This is a genomic window from Clostridiisalibacter paucivorans DSM 22131 (assembly GCF_000620125.1).
Taxonomy (GTDB): domain Bacteria; phylum Bacillota; class Clostridia; order Tissierellales; family Clostridiisalibacteraceae; genus Clostridiisalibacter; species Clostridiisalibacter paucivorans.
This window is the reverse complement of sequence record NZ_JHVL01000008.1, coordinates 24,908-48,956: the sequence shown is the minus strand read 5'-3', so window position 1 is coordinate 48,956 and position 24,049 is coordinate 24,908. Positions and strand designations below refer to the sequence as shown.

Below are 24,049 nucleotides of genomic sequence, written 5' to 3'. Positions count from 1 at the left end.
TATTGACATAAGAACTGTATCTATATATGGCATGGACTGTATCCACAATTGGGGCATACAAAACATCCGCCTTCTGGTCTCATCTTTGCACCACATTCTTTGCATACATCTTTTTGATTTTTCCTCTTATTTTCTTTATTTTTTTGTTGTTTTTTTTGCATATCTTATCCGTTACAAAATACCTACTAAAATCTATAAATAAACCAAGCATTTATAAATTCCATGCTTTATTCCTCATTCAACGAGTCCGATTTCATAATTATAAAAATTACTACTCTCGTTTGTTATAACTCTCCCAAGGCTTAAATTCCCCACTAACGAATGGGTACATATCAGTAGTATCTTTTAAGTGATTATGCTACTGATTTAGGGTATTCTCTAAGATTTATACTTGCTTGATAATCTCTATCTATTTTATTTCCACACTTAGGACATTTATAAATTCTATCTGATAGTTTTAAGTCTTTATGAATATATCCACATAAGCTACATAGTTTAGAACTAGGATAATATCTATCTGCAACTATTAATTTAACATCATTCCATTTACACTTATATTCAAGTTGCCTTCTAAACTCTCTTAAAGACTGCTCTTGTATAGCCTTAGATAGTTTTTTATTTTTAAGCATACCACTTATATTCAAATCTTCAATTACAATATAATTTGGCTTGGCTTTCACCAAAGAATTTGTAACTTGATGAATATAATTGTCCCTTAAACCCTTTATCTTCTTATAGAGTCTTTTTAGTTTATTTTCAGCTTTTATAATATTCTTAGTTTTATGGTATTTGTAACAGTTTTCACCTCCTTCTATTTTAGTTTTACTCATATCGTATTTCCTTGATATTTGTCTTTGCAATCTCTTATATCTTTTAATCAATTTTCTCATTTTACTAGATTTATTGATATTTTTATATTTCTCTCCATTACTTATTATTGCTAAATCTTTAACCCCTAAATCTATGCCTATCGGCTCTGACTTTGGCTTATCTTCTTTAACTTCTTCTATTTTTACACCTACACTTATCCACCAATTAAGTCCATCAAACCCTACTCTTGGATTAGAATACTTGATATCTTCACCTGTTGGTATTCTTCCTTTTTCAACTAATCTAATCCAGTTAAACTTTTGCCTATTCTTCTTTTTACTTGTAGTTAATTTTTCAAGTTTAACATGGGTTTTAGTAAACTTAATTTTAATATTGTCTTGATAAAAACTAGGTTTAGATTTCCTTTTAGACTTAAATCTAGGGAAGCTACTATACCCTTTAAAAAACCTTTTATAACTATTACAAGCGTCTTTTATGGCTTGTTTTGTTATATTGTTAGAATATTGATTTAACCAACTATATTCTTTTATTTTCTTCAGTTTAGTTAATTCTTTTCTTAAAACACTATCTTTAAGAAACTTTCCACCATTATTATAGTTTTCTTTTTGTTTTCCTAAAGTCCAATTGTAAGCCCATCTACTTAGTCCTGCACATTCAAATAGTTTTGTTTTTTGTTTATTGTTAGGTTTTAACATAACCTTATATGTTCTAATCATCTTCTGTTAGCTCCTTAATCATCTTTTTAGCCTTATTTGCTCTCTTGCCTTGAAGTCTACAACTAAAGACCGTAACAATTTGAATTAAATCTTCGACCAACTCTTGCTCCTCTGTCTTTTCGGTATTATCTATAATTTCAATGGTAGTTCCATACTTATCACACAAGTTTTTTATTAATTCAAAACCAAATCTAACCAACCTATCTTTATATAAAATTACTATCTTATCAACTTCCGAATTAGTTACCATATCTATTAATTTATTCAACCCTTTTTTATTATAGTTAATACCACTACCTATGTCAGTTATTACCTCAAACTGATAGCCTTTTGCAATCATATAAGTTTTAACATTTTCTACTTGTCTTTCTAGGTCGTCTTTTTGCTTGTTTGAAAAAACTCTACAATAGCCTATCACTTTTTTATCTAGTTGTTCTTCTCCTTTAAGTCCTAAAAAATGATTAAGTTGTTTTTGAGAATAATATCGAGTCCCACCTTCTGTTACATGGGACGGTTTTAATGTTCCTTTTTTATCCCAATTTCTTAGAGTCTGAATACTTTTCCCTATTTTATCTGCAAATTCACCTATTGAATAATATTTCATCTTATCACCTCTATAATTATATTAATATATAATCTATAAATATTCAATAGGGTTTTATATATTTTTATAGGTTTTATTTAACAGTTATCACCCTCCTAATTTTACCTTCATCGTAGAAAAAAATAGTTAGTAGTTCGTAGTTATCGGTTAATAGTTGATGGGGGAAATCCTATGGATTTCTTCATTAAACTACTAACTACTAACTATTAACTACTAACTGATAATTAACACAATCAATAACCGTATCTAATTTATTTGCTAATATTTAAATTGAACTTTAAATATTGTACTAATCTCTCTCTTTTTAAAAGATAGTAAAAAATGGGACATCCCAACAGAGCCACTACTACAAATTCTCCAAATGCCACATATAAAGCAGACTCTAAAAATGGTAAGTTCAATAGAAAATGCAGTTCTCCCCCTATAAATACGCCATTCATTACTACAGGCCAAATACTGGCCATAAATATATTTTTACTCTTGCTTATCATATACACACTTAAAAATGTAGCAAAAGTACCTACTACTACATCTACAATCCCCAATGGACTAAATACATTAGCTATTGCACATCCCAATACCAATCCTGGAATATATACAGGGTCTATAAATGCCAATAATACCATAATCTCCGATAACCTAAATTGGATAGCCCCATAGCTTATGGGTTGTAATGACATAGTCACTGCTGCATATACTGCAGCTATAACACCTATCTTCACTATTTTTTCAGTTGTAATTTTCATACTAATTCCTCCTTGTTTTTTAAAAGTGGGTTTCCAAGGAAACACTATACCTATCAAATCATTATATCATAAATAATGTGAAAATGGAATAGTTAATAGTTCAATGAAGAAATCCCCAGGATTTCCACCATCAACTAATAACTACGAACTAATAACTAATAACTGTTTTCCACCAATAATCTAAGGCCTTAAGAATATTCTTAAGGCCTTAGATATTATATAAAATTTTGAGGAAGATTTTATATATTTAAAATTTGAATCTTAGCTATCTTATCTTTGTACCCTTCCAGATGCATCTCCTTCGACAAGTGTCATCACTTCGTCTACATTCATCATATTAAAGTCTCCTGGAATTGTATGCTTCATAGCAGAAGCTGCCACAGCAAATTCCAATGCATCTTTAAAGTCTTTTCCACTAACTAAACCATATATTAAACCACCAGCAAAGGAGTCTCCTCCTCCAACTCTATCTACGATTCTTATATCGTATTTTCTTGAGTGGTAGAATTCTTCACCATTATATATCAATGCTGACCAGCCATTGTCTGATGCTGAATAGCTTTCTCTTAAAGTCGATACTACATATTTGAATCCAAATTTATCCTTCATTTGCTTGAATATATCTTTGTAACCTTGAAGCTCTAATTCACCCTTAGTTACATCTGTCTTTCCTGGTTTAAATCCTAAAGTTGTCTCTGCATCTTCTTCATTTCCTATGCATACATCTACATATTCCATAAGCTCAGTCATTACTTTCTTCGCCTTTTCAGGACTCCACAGTTTTTTTCTATAGTTTAAGTCTACACTCACTGTTACTCCATGTTTCTTAGCAGCCTTAAGAGCAGCCAAAGTAAGTTCAGCAGATTTGTCACTTAATGCAGGAGTAATGCCACTGAAATGGAACCATTCTGCATCTTTAAATATTTCATCAAAATCAAAATCTTCTACATCTGCTTCTGATATTGCAGAATGAGCCCTATCATATACAACCTTTGAAGGTCTCATTGAAGCCCCTGTTTCAAGGAAATAAATACCTACTCTATCTCCACCTCTTGCTATATAATCAGTATTCACGCCAAATCTTCTTAGACTATTAACAGCACTTTGACCAATAGGATTTTCTGGTAACTTACTTACAAAATAGGCATCTAATCCATAATTGGCAAGGGACACAGCAACATTGGCTTCTCCACCACCATATACTACATCAAAGGATTCAGATTGTGTAAATCTCTTATATCCTGGTGTAGATAATCTAAGCATTATTTCTCCCATAGTCACTACTTTTTTCATAATAAGTATCCTCCTTTATCCTTGTCTAGCTTCTTTTATTTTCTTAATGAATTCCTTTGCTGTTGCAGTAATTTCATCATAATTTCCAGTCTTTGCTCCACCAGTAAGTTTGCCACCTACTCCTACTGCAACACATCCATTTTTTATCCATTCTGCCACATTATCTAAACTTACCCCTCCTGTAGGCATAAGTACTGCTTGAGGCAACGGTCCTTTTATAGCTTTTATTATACTTGGTCCAAAGGCGCTACCTGGGAATACTTTTATTATATCGGCACCCGCTTCCATTGCTCTAATCATCTCTGTTATAGTCATACATCCTGGCATATATGGTATTTGATATCTATTACATAATTTAGCTGTATCCATATCAAATGCAGGACTTACTATGTATTCTGCTCCTGCCAATATGGCCAATCTAGCTGTTTCACTATCCAATACTGTACCTGCTCCAACAATCAATTCATCCCTAGTAAATTTCTCTTTAAGAGCTTTTATAACCATATCCGCTCCTGGCACTGTAAATGTAATCTCTATTGCTGGAATTCCTCCATCTATACAAGCCTTAGCTATCTTTTCTGCACTTTCAGGACTTTCAGCCCTAACTACAGCTACTATTCCAACATCAGAAATTCTTTTTAATGTTTCATATTTTGGGGTCACAGTAATCCCTCCTATTATTTTGTTCCGTATTTCAAACTTTGGTTTCATTATATGGAATTTTTCTTTAATATTCAAAGACTATTAGAAACTATCTAATCAAATTATATTGTTCTTATTCAATATATCTCTTATATACTTTGTATTTTAAAGTTTTTCAAAAAAACAACTCTAAGCTTCGTCTATTAAATCCAAAACTTAGAGTTGTTTTTTTATTTATTGTTATATCCCAATTCCAAAGATATTCTTCTGGCATATTCAATTATTAATATAGAGAACTCTTCCACTTTTTCCTTAGTAACCCTCATGGTAGGTCCAGATATACTTATGGCTGCAATTACATCTCCCTTCCAATTAAATATGGGGGCTGCAACACATCTTACTCCTATCTCATTTTCTTCATCATCTACGCTATATCCTCTTTCCCTTATTTTTTTTAGCTCTTCTTTCATTTCATCTACCCCTGTTATAGTATATTGGGTATGCTCTTTTATTTGACTATTATTCCATATTTCCAATACCTCTTCCATTGTCATATGGGACATTATAGCCTTTCCTACAGCAGTACAGTATGCGGGACTTCTCTTTCCTATGGTGGAATGCATCCGAATAGTATTTTCAGACTCCACTTTGTCTATATATACAATTTCTTCTTTTTCCAATATAACTAAATGTACAACTTCATTGGTCTTTTTCATCAGCTCAGTAAGATGAGGCCTAGATACAGTAACTATATCTAGATCTTTAAGTCTATTGTTTCCCAATTCTAAAACCTTTAATGTTATCCTATATTTATTTGTTTCATGATCCTGTTCAACATAATCCTTATAGATTAATGTGGACAATAGTCTATGAACTGTACTCTTATGTAAATCTATTTTTTTGCTAATCTCTGTTATTCCCAATCCTGAGCTATTCTCAGATAAAACCTCTAATATGGACAATGCTCTATCTACTGATTGTACTATATCCTTCATATTTTCTCCATCTCCTTACTTTCTAGTCCGTACTTCAGAGCTGTAGCTATTAAATACTAACTAACATCTCTACTTCTTTTCCTACTTTATTATCGAGCTTTATTATGGTATTCAAATACTCTTTTATATCTCCTGAAAAGTATAAATGGGTGTCAAAGAGTATAATCTCCATTGCCTCCCTAGCCTTATTAAATACATGGTCCTCATCATTTCCCACATTATATAGTTCGATATAGCCCAATGTCTTGGCCAATATTTTTATTGCTTCATATCTTTCAAAGGGCTTCTTATTATTTTTAGGTAGTATATTGAACTTTTTAGACACTTTATATCTGTGGGTCTTTTCTGACTCATTCAATACCTCTTTAGTAAATCCAATGGGGCAATTGATCCCCTGACAGTGTTTGCACCTTTCAGTACCAAGGCACATGTGATTGACAGCTCTTTTTAAATAAGTAGTATGTATATATAGGGATGTTGCTGCCCCTTTCAATGAAGTTATTCTATTTCTTCTAGACTTAAATACTGACCTAAGAAGTACTGCTATAATTATACACAATATTGCCGAAAATCCCAAAACAGTATATGTATTTAAAAATCTTTCTGGTGTCTGTTGATAGAGTTTTATAGTTCCAAATAATATAAATATAAATGCTGACACTATCTTTATTGCAATCTCAGGGATCTTATCTCCAATCTTACTTCCCACAAATATACCAATACTGCTGGTAAATACCATCCCCAATACTGTACCCATCAATATAAATAGAGGATATGATGATTCAGTTGCCAATGTCATTGCAGTGAGCTGGGTTTTATCTCCAAGCTCTCCTATAAAAAAAGCCATAGCTACTGTCAATACAGGGCCTAAACCATTTCCCTTCGCATCTTGATCATCTTCATCACCTTCTGGTTTTAAGGTCCAAAGCCCAAATCCTATAAACAATATTCCAGCAAATAGTTGCACTAGATTTAGAGGAATTTTATTAGATAGATAGGAACCCAACGCTACTGCTATTCCATGGTTCAACAGTGACCCTAAAAACACTCCCAATAACACCTTTTTTACAGAATATTTGGTAGCAAAGGTCATCGCCAATATTTGAGTCTTGTCTCCCATCTCAGCTACAAATATAAATATAAAAGCCTTTATTATCTCTCCCACTATTTCATCTCCCGTTTACTTTATTCATTATATCTGTTTCAATATATAATATACCATATATGCTTAATATTTGCATTTATCAATTATATATGTCATTTAAAATAAGTAGTTAACAACTAAAAAAAAGAGGGTATACCCTCTTTTTTTAGTTTACTTTTTCAAGTTTTAATCCTGTCTCATGGTCATTTAAATTATATTTTTCAAAATCACTATCCTCTGCCTCAATCACTTCAACAGCTAATGTCTCCTGCATAATATAATCTCTGTAAACATCTACAGCTTTAACTATATCTTCATCTCCATGATAATATATTTTAATATTATCCATCATCTCATATCCATTGTTCTTTCTCATCTGTTGAACTTTAGATATAAATTCTCTAGCGAATCCCTCATTAAGTAATTCTTCATTCAACGTAGTATCCAATATAACGAACAGATTATCATCCATAGATACATTAAATCCTTCTTTTGCTGTTATATTTACTTCCACATATTCACTGGTAACTTTAAATTCTTCTCCATCTAGATCTACTACTATTCCTTCACCAGCTTCTATCTTAGGTACTACCTCGGATCCATCTAAAGATGCCAATACCTTGCTAAATACTTTAATCTTAGGTCCCAATTCAGGACCTGCCACTCTAAAGTTTGGCTTTAAATTGAAGTTCATATATTGTTTAAGGTCTTTGGCAAATACTACCTCTTTTACATTTAATTCTTCCTTGATTAGAGGTACTACATCGGATATAGTCTCTTCATATTTTCCATCAACTAATACCTTTTGTAATGGTTGCCTTACTTTAATCCTTACTGATTCCCTAGATGCCCTTCCCAATCCTACTAATTCTCTAACAAGGTCCATCTTATATTCTAAATCTGTGTCAATCAATTCTTTTTTAGCCACAGGGTAATCACTTAAATGTACTGATGTTTCTCCTGTCAATTTCTTATATATTTCTTCTGAAAGATAAGGTGCAAAAGGTGCTACTAATTGAGATATACCAACTAAAACTTCATATGTGGTATTGTAAACTGATTTTTTGTCACTATCTAAATCTGTATCCCAAAATCTTCTTCTAGACCTTCTTATATACCAATTAGATAAATCTTCATTTACAAAGTCTTGAACTCTTCTTACTGCCTTAGTCAAATCAAATACCTCTAAATTCTCAGTCACTGCTTTAACCATGGAATTATATTTAGATAATATCCATCTATCTAGTTCTGGTCTGTCCTTATATTCTATAAAAAATTCTCTAGGATCTACATCATCAGTATTGGCATATAATGCAAAGAAATTATATACATTCTTTATAGTTCCAAAGAATTTACTCAATACTTCCTTTAGTCCGTCTTCATCAAACTTTGTTGGAGTCCATGCAGGAGATACATATAATAGATACCATCTCAATGCATCCGCCCCATATTTGTCGAATAATTCAAATGGGTCAACAGTATTTCCCCTAGATTTAGACATTTTCTTTCCATCTTTATCTAATATAAGATCATTTACCAATACCCTCTTATACGAAGATTTTCCAGTTACAAATGTGGAGATGGCTAAAAGAGAATAGAACCATCCTCTAGTTTGATCTATACCTTCACAGATGAAATCTGCTGGGAATAGTTCATCAAAGTTTTCCTTGTTCTCAAAGGGATAATGGTGTTGTGCAAATGGCATGGATCCACTATCAAACCAACAGTCAATTACATCAGGTACCCTTGTCATAGTTCCTCCACATTTAGAACACTTAATATGGACATCATCCACATATGGTCTATGCAACTCTATACTTTCATCTATATCTTCAACGGCCTTTTCCACAAGTTCTTTCCTTGAGCCTACACTCTCTACATGACCACATTCACATCTCCAAAGATTAAGAGGTGTTCCCCAATATCTACTTCTAGAAATAGCCCAATCATTTAAGTTTTCAAGCCAATTTCCAAATCTCTTTTCTCCCACAAAATCAGGATACCACTCTACTTCATTATTATTCTTTATGAGCTGATCCTTCAACTTAGTCATCTCTATATACCAACTAGGTTTTGCATAGTATAAAAGAGGAGTCTTACATCTCCAACAATGGGGATAATTGTGGGCCATTTTTTCTTTCTTAAATAGCTTATTTTCCTCATATAGCCATTTTATAATCTCGATATCGGCATCCATAACAAACATGCCCTTCCATGGCGTGTCGTTATACTTTCCATCTTCTCCCACAGGCTGTACTACTGGAAGATTATATCTAACTCCTGTATTATAGTCATCCTCACCAAATGCAGGTGCTGTATGAACTATACCTGTTCCATCCTCAGTAGTTACATAATCGGCACATGTTACAAAGAACGCCTTTTTATCTGGTTTAACAAAGGGCATTATTTGATCATATTCTATATATTCCAAATCCTTACCCTTCATTTCTTCCAATACTTTGTACTCTATATCTCCCATTACTTCGTCTGCTAAGTCTTTAGCTACATAATACACCTCATCTTGAGCTGCTATCTTTATATAGTCAACATCAGGATGTACTGTCAATGCCACGTTTGATGCCAAAGTCCATGGAGTAGTAGTCCAAACTAGAAAATATTCATCCTTATCCTTTAATTTGAACTTTGCAGTTACAGTCACAGTCTTTATTTCTTCGTATCCTTGAGCAACCTCATGAGATGCCAATCCAGTACCACATCTAGTACAATAAGGGAGTATCTTATGTCCCTCATACATGAATCCTTCTTTATTGAACTTATCTAAAATCCACCATACAGACTCTATATAGTCATTGTTCAATGTTATATAAGGATTATCCAAATCTATGGCATATGCCATTCTTTCTGTCATCTTTCTCCATAGACCTTCATATTCAAATACAGACTCTCGACATTTCTTGTTAAATTCTGCAAGGCCATAATTCTCTATGTCCTGTTTGTCACTTAATCCAAGCTTTTTCTCCACTTCGATTTCTACAGGAAGTCCATGGGTATCCCATCCTGCTTTTCTCTTAACTTGATAACCCTTCATAGTCTTATATCTACATACTGAATCCTTCAATGTTCTAGCCATAACATGGTGAATACCAGGTCTACCGTTGGCTGTAGGAGGCCCCTCATAAAAAATAAAAGGCTCTTTACCGTCCCTATTTTCTATACTCTTTTGCAAAATATCAATATCATTCCAAAAGTCTGAGATATTTTTTTCGCTTTCACTTATTGAAGAATTATATAATTCTTTAAATTTAGCCAATTTTTTCACCCTTTCTATTTTTAGTTCACAGTTGGCAATTGGTAGTCGGTAGTTGGTAGAGAATTGTAGGTTCTCTTCATTATGCTACCAACTAACGACTGTTCTTCACTCCATAAAATAAAAGTCCCTAAGTCAAAAGACTTAGGGACGAATTAGCCGTGGTACCACCCTGATTACAGGGCAAAATACACCCTGTCTCTCATTGAAATATAACGGATTAACCGTGACATCCTAATTGACCATGCTTTCAGACATCCAGCTCAAGGGTGATCTTCTTAAAGGAATCAGTCATAATCTCTCACCATATAACGATTAATTCTCTGTAAACATCCTCTCTTTAATACTATCCCCATCATAGCAATTAACATATACATTTTGATTAATAATATACCAAATATACTGGTTTTGTCAAGTAAGAATCCTATCCACAACTTCCATTAAATCTTTTCCCACTACATCTGCCTTGTGAAAATTCTTTCCTATTTTGGCCGTTTTACACCCAGCCCTTATTCCTGCTTCTACATCTGTGTTCATATCCCCTATCATCCAACTTCTTTTTAAGTTTATATTATATTTTTTAGAAAGCTTTAATATCATTCCCGGTTGGGGTTTTCTATCATAGGATTTTTTATGATAATAGGGACAATAGGCTATCTCTGTTATCTTGCAATATTGTTTCAATTCATCCAGTAACCTTTTGTGAATTTTTTCTAAATCTTTTTCAGATATGTATCCCAACTCTATTCCACCTTGATTAGTAACCACAAAAAGTTCATAGCCTGCATTTTGCAACTTATTTAGGGCTTCCTTTACATTAGGATATAATACTAAATCCTCTGGACTATTTACAGGTTTCTTATTGTCATTTAACACTCCATCTCTATCTAAAAATATAGCTTCTTTCATAATTCCTTCTCCTTATCTATTTTTTTACCTAATATATATTATACCAATATTTTCAATAAAAATTAAAAAACCCTTTACTTTTTTGAAAATAATGTTTATAATAATACTGTATTAAGTGTATTAGTTGTATTAGTACATTTAGGTCTTTGATGGAGGTGAACATTGTGATTAATATAGATCCCAGTAATAGCAAACCTATATATGAACAAATAGTGGATTCAGTAAAAGAAAATATACTAAAGGGTATACTTCAACCACAGGATAAATTGCCCTCTGTAAGAAATTTGTCTTCTCAATTATTGATAAACCCCAATACAGTAAGCAAGGCTTATAGTGAATTAGAAAGACAGAAGGTTATAGTCACCATTAAGGGAAGAGGCACATATGTATCTAAAGATTATAATCCCAAAATGGAGGAGGATAGGATTGTGCAATTGACTAAAATGATTAAAAAAATTATAGTAGAGGCCCATTATATAGGTATAGATAAGGATAGACTATTGAGTATCATAGATAAAATCTATGGTGAATTGGAGGGAAATTGAAATCATGATACAAATAGAATCATTATATAAAAATATATCCGATAAAGAAATATTAAAAGATATAAATTTAAATGTTAAAAAAGGTACTATTTTGGGATTAATAGGTCCCAATGGCTCTGGTAAAACCACATTGATTAAATGTCTTACTGGTATATATAAAAATGACAAAGGTAATATAAAGATAGACGATGAAACCGTATTTGAGAATGCTAAATTAAAGATGAAAATGGGATACATAGCTGATGAAAACAACTTTTATAAAAATTTCAAAGTCAAAAATTTGATAGATTTTTTTAAGAACGCTTATAGCAATTTTAATATAGAAAGATTCAATGAATTAAATCGTTCCTTTAATATAGATACAAATAAACATATAAAAAATTTATCTAAGGGAATGAAGATGAGGGTATCTATAATGCTAAATTTAAGTGTTATGCCCCATATACTTATAATGGATGAACCCACTTCAGGATTAGATCCTAGAGCAAAGAGAGATGTGCTAAATATGGTTTTAGAAGATGTCGCAGAACGTAAGACCACAGTACTAATATCTTCCCATAACCTAGGAGAACTAGAACGAGTATGCGATGATATAGCTATTATTGATAATGGTCATATAGTGTTTGCCAGTTCTTTAGATAATATGAAAAAGCAGATAAGAAAATTCCAAGTAGTGTTTAGGTCATCTCCACCAGATAATCTTAAGGAATGGCCTGAAGTATTAGATGTATCTCAAATAGGCAGAGTGTTTTATATAGTAACCAATAATTATAGTGTAGATTTTTATAATAAACTGAAAAACACCAATGTAGAATTTATAGAAGAAATTAATTTGAGTTTAGAGGATATGTTTATGTATTCTACAGAGGGAAATTTAGAGGTGCGATAATATTTAGTAGGAGGTAAATTCATGTTAAACAAAGCATTGATTTATAAAGAATGGAAAAGGACCCAATGGTTATTCGCTTCTCTATTGGGATTGACTTTCGTATTAAAAAATTTAAAAATAATCATGAATATTCAGAACTATAAGGAATTTATGCCAGATATTACAAATATAGAAATAGCAAATTTATTTGCCAAGAATGTATTTAATATTTTTGATATTCAATTTTTCATGTTTGGAATACTCATATTTATAGCGGCTTTTTTATTTTATGATTTGAGAAATCAAAACGCTAATTTAATATCATCTATGCCCTTTACAAGGGAAGAAATAATAGTAAATAAGCTATTTTTAGGATTTACAGCTATTATTTCCACCATGCTCATTAGTTTCATATTTATTATTATTTCATATTTTTCTAATTCAGATATCTTAGGTCCATATATAAGCGTGTCACAATTATTTCAATGGTTCCTGATAAATACTCTAACATTCACTGCAGGATTTGCATTTTTTATGGGTATACAAAGTTTAATGGGGAATGTATCGGCGGCAAGTATAATCTCTCCCATAATGCTTTTATTCCCACTTTGGTTTATAGAAATGGGTGAAGAAACTATAGTGCGACTGACATCTATCAATTACAGTGATTTATCACCCTCCAATATAATAGAAAAATTGGTATTCGCATTATATAATACCAGTGAGCACAGTTTTTATTTTAATCCTGAGCACAACATTTTAAGTAAAGATTTAATAATTTATGATAACTTTATGCCTAAATGTATAACATTATTAGTTCTAACTATTGTATTTTCTCTTATATCTATACATATATATAAAAAAAATGCCTTAGAGTTAAATGGCAATTTTACAATGTTCAAACCCTTGGAGAATGTGTTCATAATTGGCTTTTCCATTTCTCTTGCTATGACATTTGCTTTAGTTTTTGCTCCTTATGATATAGTTATAAAAAATTATATTTTTTTAGCAATAGGATTAGCACTGGGATTATTTATTTCTAAGAAAATAGTAGAATCAGTGGGGAGAAGTTAGTAGTTCGTAGTCCGTAGTTCGTAGCTGATGGATGAAATCCATGGGATTTCTTCATTGTGCTACAGACTACATGCTACGGACTAAACTACATTTCTATAACTTCTACATCTGGAGATAATTTATATATTATATCCTTTCTTTCTACTACTATTGTAGTTTTTTTATATAAATTCCTATCTTCCTTTATTGCCTTTAATAAGTCCTTGTTGGGATTAATTGCTATGGGGTTTCCCACCATATTTAGCATAGATAAATCACCTACAGTATCACCATATGAATAGCTATTGTCCAAGTCCACATTGTATTTTTCTACAAATTCGTCTATGGTCTTTTGCTTGTTTTCAGAGTCCCACATCTTAAATATTTCTCCAGTGAAGTTATTATTTTCATCTACAAGATACTTACTACCCCTACACTGGGTTACACCATATTTCCCCGCCATCTTTTCCACTAAAAAGTCTGGACTTCCTGATATAAAAAATATTTGATGCCCCTTAGACTTATGCCATTCTATCTTATTTCTAGTATATTTATATACTTTATCTCCATTTACCTTTATTACCTGACTTGCTATAAAATCTATATAATCTTTATTTATTCCCTTTAATTCTTTTACATAAAATTCCGCTAACTCTTCCAAATAATCTTCGAAATCTCCATATCTCTTTTCCCATTCCGAATATGTGTGTTTTACATTATTATGCCAAATAGCTGGATCTATCATCTCATATTTTATCAATTTTTTGAAATGTTGAATCATTAATGAATTTCTATATAGAGTTCCATCAATATCAAAAAAAGCACTAATTTTAGACAAAATCTTATCCCCTTTCTTTAAATGCCATATAGACTGCATAGGAATCCAATTTTATTATTATATCCCTATTAAAATAATCTACTTCGAAATTTGATATGGCTGATTGTAAGTCTATATTTCTTAATATATGTATAGTACAGTTGTTGTTTCCATTGGAGATATTAAACCTTATAATTATGCCTCTAACCTTTAAAAATTGAAATCTAGATACAATATAGTTTGGCAGTCTATCCATCTCCAAATTTAAAGTTCTATAGTCTATGGGAATAAATAAATCTATATTTCCGTCTTCTTCTGCTATTACCCTTATATCAAAATCACTATATATATGCATATTTCCCTTTATATATTCCATGACAATTTTTAATATACTCCGTTACTATTGAAAAATTCTTTGTATTTCATATCTGTACCCAATATATGTTTTTCTATCCAATCGGCAATAAACATAATAATATCCATAGTTATACCTTTTTGTTGCTCATCTATATCTTTAGCACTTACTTCTTTTATTTTATTCACAAATATTGTATGCTTTTTTTTGTGTTCAGCTAAGTCTTCATATCCATGGGATTCCATTAGTTTTTCTTCATAATCAAAATGATATATAGTATAATTTTTAAGTTCTTCAACTATAGCCATTATTTCATCATAATGATCTATATCATCATTTAATATCATTATATAGTATAGTCTTGAACCTATCTCAAATAATTTTCTATGTTGCTTATCAATCTCTCCCACATTGGTAGTATATTTATCCTTCCACTTAAATAACATATATATCTCCTCCACTCTTTATCTTAATAGTTATAGATATTATAATACTATAGTTAAATAGTTACAACTATATTGAAAAATGAATTAATTCGTAGTTGGTAGTTAGTAACTACCAACTACTAGATACTAACTTTCGTTTTACTACAGACTATATTTGACTATCTTGAAACCACCACATCCTCGTCTAACATATTCCAAATATTATTATCTTCCATACCCAATCTCCATAATGCTACACCTTTTATGCCATAGTCCCATGCCAATTTAATCTTTTCATATATGCTTTGAGCATTTTCAAACCATACTTCATGATAATTACCCTGTTCATCTACATAAGAAAACATAGGTGTTTTAGTATTTTCATCAAACATTATTGTCTTTCCATATTTATCCGCTAAGGCCATTGCACCTTCATAGGTTATATAGCTATTTCTCCCAGTGGTTACATTGAAGTCAAATCCAAATACTGATACAGCAGCCATAATCTTTTCCTTTGGCATTTTTGTTACTGTATAATCCAATACTCTATCCATCCATCCTATGGAAACTACTGGTCCAGGTCCACTGCCAGGCCATCCATGCTCATTGTATAGCATAACTACAAATTCATCTACTGCATCCCCTATGACCTCATAATCAAAGGGATCTGAAAATGGATTAAAGGGTTCATCACTCACCCTGGAAGGTATTGATGCCGATAAATAATATCCCCTCTTTCTCAATGCTTCTCCTAATTCTTGGAATAATTTAGACAAATTATCACTATCTTTTAAATACACATCTTCTATATCTATATTTACACCATCTGCACCATATTTCTCTATTAACTCTATAGTATTGGCTATAAATGCCTGCCTATTCAGTCTATCAGAAACCAATACACTTACTACTTGTTTTGATATATTAGTATCTCCACCACTATAAAGAAGATTGTGGATTACAGGCAATACCTTTATATTATTATTGTGTGCTATATCCACTATCTCTTTTAAATATTCATCAGTGAATTCTCCAAACTTCTCTATTCTAGTAGGATTTTCCAAAGATATTCTAAATAAAAATGGGGCTACTTGAGATATAAGCTGAGGATTATTTACAAAAGACTCATATGAACTGGGTAATGTTGGACCTTCTTCTAAAGTATAATAGCCTAAAATATCTGATATAGGTTTTTCTCCCCCATAGGTTCTAAAATCCACCAATTCTTTATATACCCATCCTTCCCTCCCATCATAGAGTCTCACTTTATACCAGTTATTTGTATCAGAAATCACAGGTAGTAATGCCCCTCTCACCATTTGAGTCATAACGGGGTATGTTGTTGCTGGACCAACCCTTATATTGACCCTCTCCCTATCAACCATTACCTCCGAATATAATGGTATCATAAGCTTCTGTCCAACCATCAGCATGGTATTTGATAAATTATTCAATTTCATTATAGCCTCTATAGTAGTATTATATTTTCTTGCTATTAAATATAAAGTATCTCCCGGTTGAACTGTATAAATGATTTCTTCCATTATTATCATCCCCTCTTAATATAAGTTTTCACTTTATACTATTCATTTGAGAACGATAATGTTTTAGATTTAAAAAACAGTTAGTAACTAATATTAGCTACTAACTGATATGTTATTGATTAAACTATCTACAGACTACACTATATTTTATTCTCTATAAATACATGTAAGGCTTCTGTTGCTTGTACCTCGTCCTTTCCTTCTGCTGCTATAATAAGATTCTTTCCTCTTTCTGCTAACATGGTCAATATTCCCATAAGACTTTTTGCATTGTATATATTTCCATTTTTAATTATTTTGATTTCGCTTCTAAACCTTGATGCTGTTTTTACAAAATAATCTACAGTGGTCGCATCAAAGGCCCTCTTATTTTTTATTATAGCTTCTACCTTATATATAGATACCATCTCCTTATAACTTTGTCCAATAGGTTACAATACTATTCTCCATGCTTACCAGTTATATGTTCTATATTAATTTTTACTACAGTAGTATTTTTTATAGCTCTATCTATGTATTTAATCCCTTTTGCAATATAATCCTTAGAATACTTATTTATTAATCCTATTAATGCATCTCTTTTTTCTTCCCCATCTATTATTTCTGACCTTCCATATACTACTATACTTTCATAATGGGTATCAAACTCCTTTCCTACAATATTATAATCATGAACAACCGTAAAAGAAGTCTTGTCACAGTAGTTCATATTATCAATCTTATGACCTTCTGTTGCACAATGAAAATATATAGAACCATTCATATAAACATAATTTAAAGGTACTCCATAAGGATACCCATTCTCTCCTATGGTACAATATACACCATAGTCTCCATCTTCAAGAAGTTGTTTAGCTTTTTTCTCTTCCATAAGCTTATTTTGTCTTCTCATATTTTTAAACATAGATAATTCTCCTTTTAAAAAATTTATCTTATATGTATATAGTATCAAATTTTTCAAAATCATCAAATGTTTTTTTCTATAAATCTGTATAATTTTTATGCAATATCTCGTCAAATCGACTATATTCTATACAATTCTTTTAATTTTTTTTAAATATTTTTATTGTATTTGGGTATAAATAGACCACGGTCTGGAATATTTTTTGTATATGCATATTTTTCATAATACATTATGACAATTTCAAATTTATTATAGGAGGTTTTTTTATGGCAATTAAAGGTATGATTGAAAAAGCTAGAAGAGAAAAAGAGAAAAGAGAAAGGGCTAAAAATGTAAAAAAAGTTGGAACAGGATTGGCTTTAGGTGCAGCTTTAGGTTCACTTGCAGGTTTATTATTTGCCCCCAAATCAGGTTCAGAAACTAGAAAGGATATAGCCAACAAAACTACAGACACAGTGAAAACTGTCAAAACTACTCTAAAAGACTCTGTCGATAATGCTAAAGAAAAGAGTGCAGTATTAAAGGATAATCTTAAAGGAAAAATGGAAAATATAAAAAATGAAGAAATAATTGAAGGAGAAGAAGACGACATTGTAGAAAAAGACAAGTAATAAATTTAATATTTCCTCGGCATATAGTCGAGGAATTAAATTATTACTAAATTCTAGGAGGTTTTTCATATGTATATAACTTTTCAAATGGAGCATTTATTATTTTTGTTGATATTAGTAGGTATAATATTAGGAATATATTTAATAATGGTTGTAAAAAAAATAAACGATATCTTAAAAAGAACAAATCAGATTATAGAAGATAATGAAAAGGCTATAAATGAAACTATTGATACCGTTCCAGATATAGTTGATAATGCTAAGAATATAACTACAAGTGTAAGAAAAAATATGGACAAGGTTTCAGAAAACGTTCCTGCTATAGTAGATAATGTAAAATCATCTGTAGAAAAGGTAAATTACACTGTAGAAGCAGTGGAAGATGGTGTGACGGATACAGTTACAAAAATCCAAGACACCTCTGATGATATAATTACATATATAAAGATTGTAGTAGAAGTAATCAAAGGTATTACAAAGATTTTTTCTAAAAATAAGTAGTCCGTAATTGGTAGCATGTAGTCCGTAGCAGTCTGTAAAAATCCTGCAGATTTTTTTCATTATGCTACGAACTACCAACTACGAACTTATTACTTAATCTTAACTAATAATTCTCCTGATTTTACTTGTTGTCCTTCTTCAACTAATATAGATTCAATTTCTCCTGAAATAGTTGATTTTACATCAGTCTCCATCTTCATAGCTTCAAGAATTACAAGGGTTTGATTTTCCTCAACCTTATCTCCTTCTTTAACCACTACCTTAGAAACTTTTCCAGGAATTCCTGCACCTATTTCCTTTTCATTGTCAGGATCTGCCATATTAGTAAACTCTCCTACTACCATATCACCTGCTGCTTTATCCTTTATTCTTATTTCTCTTCTATTGCCATTTATATCGAATAATAGATTTCTATATCCTTCTCTATCTACATCTCCTATCTCATGGAGTTTCACTACCAATATTTTTCCTTCTTCTATCTCTATCTCACTAGTCTCTCCTTCAGCTAGACCATGGAAAAATACATCGCTTCCCATCCTACCTAAATCTCCATACTCTTTAATATATTTTAGATAGTCTTCAAATACCTTAGGATATAGTGCATAGCTCAACAAATCTTTTTTCGTAGGCTCCATATTAAATTTCTGTTGTAGATATTCTCTGTCTTTTTCAAACTCTTGTGCTGGTAACAATTCTCCAGGTCTACATGTTATAGGTTTTTCTCCCTTTAAAACAAGTTTTTGTAATTTTTCAGGAAATCCTCCCATTGGTTGACCCATAATTCCTTTGAAATAAGATACTACTGAATCGGGAAATGCCATTCCTTTAGCCTTCTCATATATATTTTCTGGTGTTAAATTATTCTGAACCATGAATATTGCCATATCTCCTACTACCTTTGAAGATGGAGTTACCTTTATGATATCTCCTAGCATTTCATTTACTTTCTTATACATCTCTTTAACTTCTTTAAATCTATGACCTAGTCCAAAGCTCTCAACCTGTGGTTTAAGGTTGGAATATTGCCCCCCTGGAATTTCATACTTATATATCTCTGCTGTACCTGATTTAAGACCAGACTCAAATTTACTATATACTGGTCTTACAGCATCCCAGTAATCAGAAAGCATTTGTATGTTATCTAAATCTATGCCTGTATCTCTACCTGTATTTTCTAACGCAGCAACTACAGAGTTTAGTGCTGGCTGACTAGTAAGTCCAGACATACTATTAAGTGCTGTATCTATTATATCTACACCGCTTTCAGCTGCCATCAATGCAGTAGCTACACCATTACCACTGGTATCATGGGTATGAAGATGTATAGGAATAGATATCTCATTTTTAAGGGCCTTAATAAGTTTTGCAGCAGCATAGGGCTTAAGCAATGCTGACATATCTTTAATCCCCAATATATGTGCCCCTGTCTTCTCTATTGCTTTTGCCATCTTCACATAGTAATCTAAGCTATATTTATCCTTTCGCTCATCTAATATATCTCCTGTATAACATATACATGCCTCAGCTACCTTATTATTTTTCAATACTTGGTCTATTGCTACTTCCATTCCCTTTAACCAATTTAGAGAGTCAAATATTCTAAATACATCTATTCCATTTTTAGAGGATTCATCAATAAAATCTCTTATTACATTGTCAGGATAGTTTTTATATCCCACACCATTGGAACCCCTTATTAACATTTGGAACATAATATTTGGGATCCTCTTTCTCAATTCTTCTAATCTATCCCATGGAGATTCCTTTAAAAACCTAAATGCCACATCAAAAGTGGCTCCTCCCCACATCTCAAGAGAAAATAGGTCTTTAGCCAATACTGAGGTTTCCTTGGCAATTTTTATCATATCTCTAGTCCTCACCCTTGTAGCCATAAGTGACTGATGGGCATCCCTCATTGTGGTATCAGTAAGAAGGAGTTTTTTCTGTTCCTTTATCCACTGTACAAGTCCTTCAGGACCTCTAGCATCTAATATTTGTTTTGTACCTGTTAATTCCTTTGGTATCTCTATATTGGGTACCACAGGCACATCAAATTCTTTTTTATCTCCTTGAGTCTCATTTACTATCTTCTCTCCTAGATATTTTAGAAGTCTTAACTCCTTATCTGCTTTAGGAGTTATTTCGAATAATTCAGGGTTATCACCAATAAATCCTGTATCACATCTTCCTTGTTTAAATGTCTGATGATTCAATACATTTATTAAAAATGCCTCATTAGTTTTTACTCCTGATATCCTATTTTCCTTTATAGCTCTTATAGCCTTTCTTATGGCATCTTCAAAATTTCTAGACCATGCTGTAGTCTTTACTAATAAACTATCATAATATGGACTTATTATTGCATTAGTAAATCCATTACCACCATCTAGTCTTACGCCAAATCCTGCTCCTGTTCTATATACATCAATCTTTCCTGTGTCTGGTGCAAAATTATTAGAGGGATCTTCTGTAGTTATTCTACACTGAATGGCATATCCTCTAGTATTTATATCATCCTGAGAATATATTCCTATTTCTGGAGAATTCAATGTATATCCCTGTGCAACTAATATCTGACTCTGAACTATATCATACCCTGTCACCATCTCTGTAACGGTATGCTCTACTTGGATTCTAGGATTCATTTCTATAAAGTAATGGTTTCCATTGGCATCTACTAGAAATTCCACTGTCCCTGCATTCCTATAATTAACACCTCTGGCTATCTTAAGGGCATCATTACAAATTTCCTCCCTTTTCTCTTCAGTTAGACATAGAGATGGTGTAAACTCTATAATCTTTTGATGTCTTCTTTGAATAGAACAATCCCTTTCATAAAGATGTACTATATTACCATGCTTATCTCCTAAAATCTGTACTTCTATATGTTTAGGTCTTTCTAAATATTTTTCTATAAATATGTCATCAATACCAAATGCCTTTTTTGCTTCACTTTTAGCACTGTGAAATTCTTTTAATAAATCTTTTTCATCTCTTACTATCCTCATACCTCTACCGCCACCACCGGCAGCAGCCTTTAGTATAACTGGATATCCTGAAGCCTTTGCAAATTCTATGGCCTCTTCATCAGAAGTAATAGGCTTTTCAACTCCAGGAATAGTAGGTACTCCTACCTTTTTGGCTACAATCTTAGACTTGATTTTATCTCCCATTTTTTCCATCATCTCATGGGTTGGACCAATAAATTCTATACCTGCATCCTGACATTTCCTTGCAAACTCAGGATTTTCAGATAAAAAACCATATCCAGGATGAATTGCATCTACACCCTTCTTAAGAGCCAAGCTAATTATTTCATCTATGTCCAAATACGCCTCTACTGGCCCTTTGTTTTTGCCTATAAGATATGATTCGTCTGCTTTAGTCCTAAATAATGAGCATCTGTCCTCATTGGAGTATATGGCCACAGTTCTTATGCCTAATTCTGTACATGCCCTAAATATCCTTATTGCTATCTCACCCCTGTTGGCCACCAAAACTCTCTTGAATTTTTTGACCACTATCATCACTCCCTTTTATTGTAAATATTAATTATTGTTAAAATATTTGCATATTTACCACGTTTATATTATAATTAAGTAATTATAATTTTTATTATATACTAATAAACAAACATTTTCAATATACTAATATTAAATAATTCGTATACAATGCTATTCTTTTTTTGTATAATTATGTATTTTATGCATAATTCTATGCCGAAAAATCTTCTTTGCATTTTTAATAATGTTCGGATACATAAAGTTTTAAGCTTTTTAAAAAACCAGTGGAAAATAAATTTTCCACTGGTTTTTTGATACAACAAAAGGAAATGCATTCTCTTCCACTATCCTCCTAAAAACTACCAACGCTATTCTGTATTAACAGACTTTACCGGGATTTAGTATATTCTTAGTATCAAATGCCTTCTTTATACTTTTTAACAATTCCATAGTATCTTCTCCCATGGATTCTTGTAAAAAGGGCTTTTTAGCATAACCTATTCCATGTTCTCCTGATACCATTCCACCTAACTCATCAGCCTTACAATACATAGCCTCAAATACATTATTTAGTTTTTCTTCCCAATGTCTTTGAGATAATGCATCTCTCAATACATATATGTGAAGATTGCCATCTCCTGCATGTCCAAAACTTCTTATTCTTATATCAAATTTTGTTTCTAATTCTTGAGCATATTTCACAAATTCAGCTATTTTATTCCTTGGTACAACTACATCGCATTCATCCATTTCAGTAGTGGATGCTTTTATGGCCTCTAAGAATGCCCCCCTTGCAGTCCAAATAGATTCCTGTCTTTCTGAGGTATCAGATATCAATACATCTAATGCCCCTGATTCTAAACATATATGTGCAACACCTTCATAGGCATTTTCTATCTCTTCCTTACTATTTCCATCAAAGGTCAATAACAGATATGCATCTGAAGATGAGTCTGGAAACTTTTTACCTAAGAATTCTTCTGAATCTAATATTACGTCTTTTACCATATACTCTATAGCAGTTGGAATTACCTTTGACTTTATTATTTTAGGCACTGTCTCTATGGCCATCTCTAAATCTGGAAATGGCACTAATAGACTTATAGCCTTTTTAGGTAATGGTAATAGTTTTAATATAGCCTTAGTTACTATACCTAATGTCCCCTCTGATCCCACTATTAAATCCTTTATGCTATATCCAGAACTATTTTTTACTACCTTCCCTCCAACATTCATAATTTCTCCATTGGGAAGAACTATCTCTAATCCCCTTACATAGTCTCTAGTTACTCCATATTTTACTGCCCTCATTCCACCAGCATTGGTATTTATATTTCCTCCTATAGTGGCACTCTTTTCTCCTGGGTCTGGAGGATAGAAAAGCTCCTTATCTTCTACATATTTAGAAATCTCCATAAGTAGTACCCCTGGTTCAACAGTTAATGTCAAGTTTTCTTCATCCAATTCCAATATCTTATTCATTTCGCTTAGATTTAACATTATTCCACCATTTATAGCCACAGAACCCCCAACAAGTCCTGTTCCTTGACCTCTTGGAGTTATAGGAATATTATTTTCATATGCATATTTCATTATTTTTGACACTTCTTCAGTATTTATCGCATTTACCAATATATCTGGATATTTTTTTATTCCTGCCAACTCATCATGACTAAAATCCTCATTTATTTCATCTCCAGTAAATACTCTGTCCTTACCACATAGTGAAATTAAATAATCTATATCTTTTTTATCTATCTTTTTATACATATTAG

General features: G+C 31.9%; 23 protein-coding genes and 1 other annotated feature. Of the genes, 5 read left to right on the top strand and 18 right to left on the bottom strand.

The features are described from left to right. Positions 1-20 precede the first annotated feature (20 nt). The 10 genes from Q326_RS18465 to Q326_RS0105100 form a co-directional block, all read right to left on the bottom strand. Positions 21-161 carry a hypothetical protein gene (locus tag Q326_RS18465; RefSeq protein WP_156936250.1) on the bottom strand — a complete coding sequence of 47 codons (141 nt, stop codon included), beginning with the start codon at positions 159-161 and terminating at the stop codon, positions 21-23. Positions 162-353: 192 nt separating this feature from the next. Next, the gene (locus tag Q326_RS0105140; RefSeq protein WP_026894391.1) at positions 354-1,547 is read right to left on the bottom strand and encodes an RNA-guided endonuclease InsQ/TnpB family protein; all 1,194 of its coding nucleotides are present in this window, start codon (positions 1,545-1,547) and stop codon (positions 354-356) included. Then, positions 1,540-2,151, bottom strand: coding sequence for an IS607 family transposase (locus tag Q326_RS0105135; protein ID WP_026894390.1), 612 nt, complete (start codon positions 2,149-2,151; stop codon positions 1,540-1,542). Before Q326_RS0105135 ends, Q326_RS0105140 begins: the two co-directional genes overlap by 8 nt. 251 nt (positions 2,152-2,402) lie before the next feature. Then, the gene (locus tag Q326_RS0105130; RefSeq protein ID WP_026894389.1) at positions 2,403-2,897 is read right to left on the bottom strand and encodes a QueT transporter family protein; all 495 of its coding nucleotides are present in this window, start codon (positions 2,895-2,897) and stop codon (positions 2,403-2,405) included. A 270-nt stretch (positions 2,898-3,167) separates the two neighbouring features. Continuing rightward, positions 3,168-4,190 (bottom strand): sugar kinase, encoded by a 1,023-nt coding sequence (locus Q326_RS0105125; protein WP_026894388.1) that lies wholly within the window; start codon positions 4,188-4,190, stop codon positions 3,168-3,170. A gap of 15 nt (positions 4,191-4,205) precedes the next feature. Continuing rightward, positions 4,206-4,853, bottom strand: coding sequence for a bifunctional 4-hydroxy-2-oxoglutarate aldolase/2-dehydro-3-deoxy-phosphogluconate aldolase (locus Q326_RS0105120; protein WP_034601201.1), 648 nt, complete (start codon positions 4,851-4,853; stop codon positions 4,206-4,208). Between the two features lie 209 nt (positions 4,854-5,062). Further along, positions 5,063-5,827: an IclR family transcriptional regulator gene (locus Q326_RS0105115; protein ID WP_026894386.1), complete on the bottom strand. Its 765-nt coding sequence runs from the start codon at positions 5,825-5,827 to the stop codon at positions 5,063-5,065. 49 nt (positions 5,828-5,876) lie between these two features. Next, on the bottom strand, positions 5,877-6,992 hold the full coding sequence (locus Q326_RS17880) for a TMEM165/GDT1 family protein (RefSeq protein ID WP_051531182.1): 1,116 nt from the start codon (positions 6,990-6,992) through the stop codon (positions 5,877-5,879). A gap of 145 nt (positions 6,993-7,137) precedes the next feature. Continuing rightward, positions 7,138-10,242: an isoleucine--tRNA ligase gene (ileS, locus tag Q326_RS0105105; RefSeq protein ID WP_026894385.1), complete on the bottom strand. Its 3,105-nt coding sequence runs from the start codon at positions 10,240-10,242 to the stop codon at positions 7,138-7,140. Positions 10,243-10,382: 140 nt separating this feature from the next. After that, positions 10,383-10,607: a binding site (T-box leader), on the bottom strand. Positions 10,608-10,650: 43 nt separating this feature from the next. Beyond that, a complete protein-coding gene (locus tag Q326_RS0105100) occupies positions 10,651-11,148 on the bottom strand; it encodes a D-glycero-alpha-D-manno-heptose-1,7-bisphosphate 7-phosphatase (protein WP_026894384.1) in 498 nt (165 codons plus the stop codon). A 164-nt stretch (positions 11,149-11,312) separates the two neighbouring features. Between Q326_RS0105100 and Q326_RS0105095 the strand changes: the two genes are divergently transcribed. The 3 genes from Q326_RS0105095 to Q326_RS0105085 are packed head-to-tail and all read left to right on the top strand — an operon-like array spanning position 11,313 to position 13,635. Further along, entirely contained in the window at positions 11,313-11,693 is a 381-nt protein-coding gene (locus Q326_RS0105095) for a GntR family transcriptional regulator (RefSeq protein ID WP_026894383.1), read from the top strand. A 4-nt stretch (positions 11,694-11,697) separates the two neighbouring features. Further along, complete coding sequence (locus Q326_RS0105090; protein ID WP_026894382.1) at positions 11,698-12,582, top strand: ABC transporter ATP-binding protein; 885 nt, start codon at positions 11,698-11,700, stop codon at positions 12,580-12,582. A 21-nt stretch (positions 12,583-12,603) separates the two neighbouring features. After that, positions 12,604-13,635, top strand: a complete 1,032-nt coding sequence (locus tag Q326_RS0105085; RefSeq protein WP_026894381.1) for a hypothetical protein — start codon at positions 12,604-12,606, stop codon at positions 13,633-13,635. An 85-nt stretch (positions 13,636-13,720) separates the two neighbouring features. Here Q326_RS0105085 and Q326_RS0105080 read toward each other — a convergent pair whose 3' ends face one another. From Q326_RS0105080 to Q326_RS0105055, 6 genes are all read right to left on the bottom strand, one after another. Further along, a complete protein-coding gene (locus tag Q326_RS0105080) occupies positions 13,721-14,452 on the bottom strand; it encodes an HAD family hydrolase (protein WP_026894380.1) in 732 nt (243 codons plus the stop codon). Positions 14,453-14,456: 4 nt separating this feature from the next. After that, entirely contained in the window at positions 14,457-14,807 is a 351-nt protein-coding gene (locus Q326_RS0105075) for a hypothetical protein (RefSeq protein WP_026894379.1), read from the bottom strand. Between the two features lie 8 nt (positions 14,808-14,815). Further along, on the bottom strand, positions 14,816-15,232 hold the full coding sequence (locus Q326_RS0105070) for a bacteriohemerythrin (protein ID WP_026894378.1): 417 nt from the start codon (positions 15,230-15,232) through the stop codon (positions 14,816-14,818). A gap of 158 nt (positions 15,233-15,390) precedes the next feature. Beyond that, the gene (locus Q326_RS16760) at positions 15,391-16,755 is read right to left on the bottom strand and encodes a glycosyl hydrolase family 18 protein (protein WP_051531174.1); all 1,365 of its coding nucleotides are present in this window, start codon (positions 16,753-16,755) and stop codon (positions 15,391-15,393) included. Positions 16,756-16,895: 140 nt separating this feature from the next. Beyond that, positions 16,896-17,162, bottom strand: coding sequence for an HPr family phosphocarrier protein (locus tag Q326_RS0105060; protein WP_051531172.1), 267 nt, complete (start codon positions 17,160-17,162; stop codon positions 16,896-16,898). 32 nt (positions 17,163-17,194) lie between these two features. After that, complete coding sequence (locus tag Q326_RS0105055) at positions 17,195-17,659, bottom strand: pyridoxamine 5'-phosphate oxidase family protein (RefSeq protein WP_026894376.1); 465 nt, start codon at positions 17,657-17,659, stop codon at positions 17,195-17,197. 266 nt (positions 17,660-17,925) lie between these two features. Between Q326_RS0105055 and Q326_RS16755 the strand changes: the two genes are divergently transcribed. Together Q326_RS16755 and Q326_RS0105045 are read left to right on the top strand one after the other, a co-directional pair. After that, entirely contained in the window at positions 17,926-18,270 is a 345-nt protein-coding gene (locus tag Q326_RS16755; protein WP_051531169.1) for a YtxH domain-containing protein, read from the top strand. Between the two features lie 69 nt (positions 18,271-18,339). Continuing rightward, entirely contained in the window at positions 18,340-18,771 is a 432-nt protein-coding gene (locus Q326_RS0105045) for a DUF948 domain-containing protein (RefSeq protein WP_026894375.1), read from the top strand. 89 nt (positions 18,772-18,860) lie between these two features. Here the strand turns inward: Q326_RS0105045 and Q326_RS0105040 are convergent, their stop codons facing one another. Together Q326_RS0105040 and Q326_RS0105030 are read right to left on the bottom strand one after the other, a co-directional pair. Further along, complete coding sequence (locus tag Q326_RS0105040; RefSeq protein WP_156936249.1) at positions 18,861-22,298, bottom strand: pyruvate carboxylase; 3,438 nt, start codon at positions 22,296-22,298, stop codon at positions 18,861-18,863. 354 nt (positions 22,299-22,652) lie between these two features. After that, positions 22,653-24,044 (bottom strand): FAD-binding oxidoreductase, encoded by a 1,392-nt coding sequence (locus Q326_RS0105030; RefSeq protein ID WP_026894372.1) that lies wholly within the window; start codon positions 24,042-24,044, stop codon positions 22,653-22,655. Between the last annotated feature and the right edge of the window lie 5 nt (positions 24,045-24,049).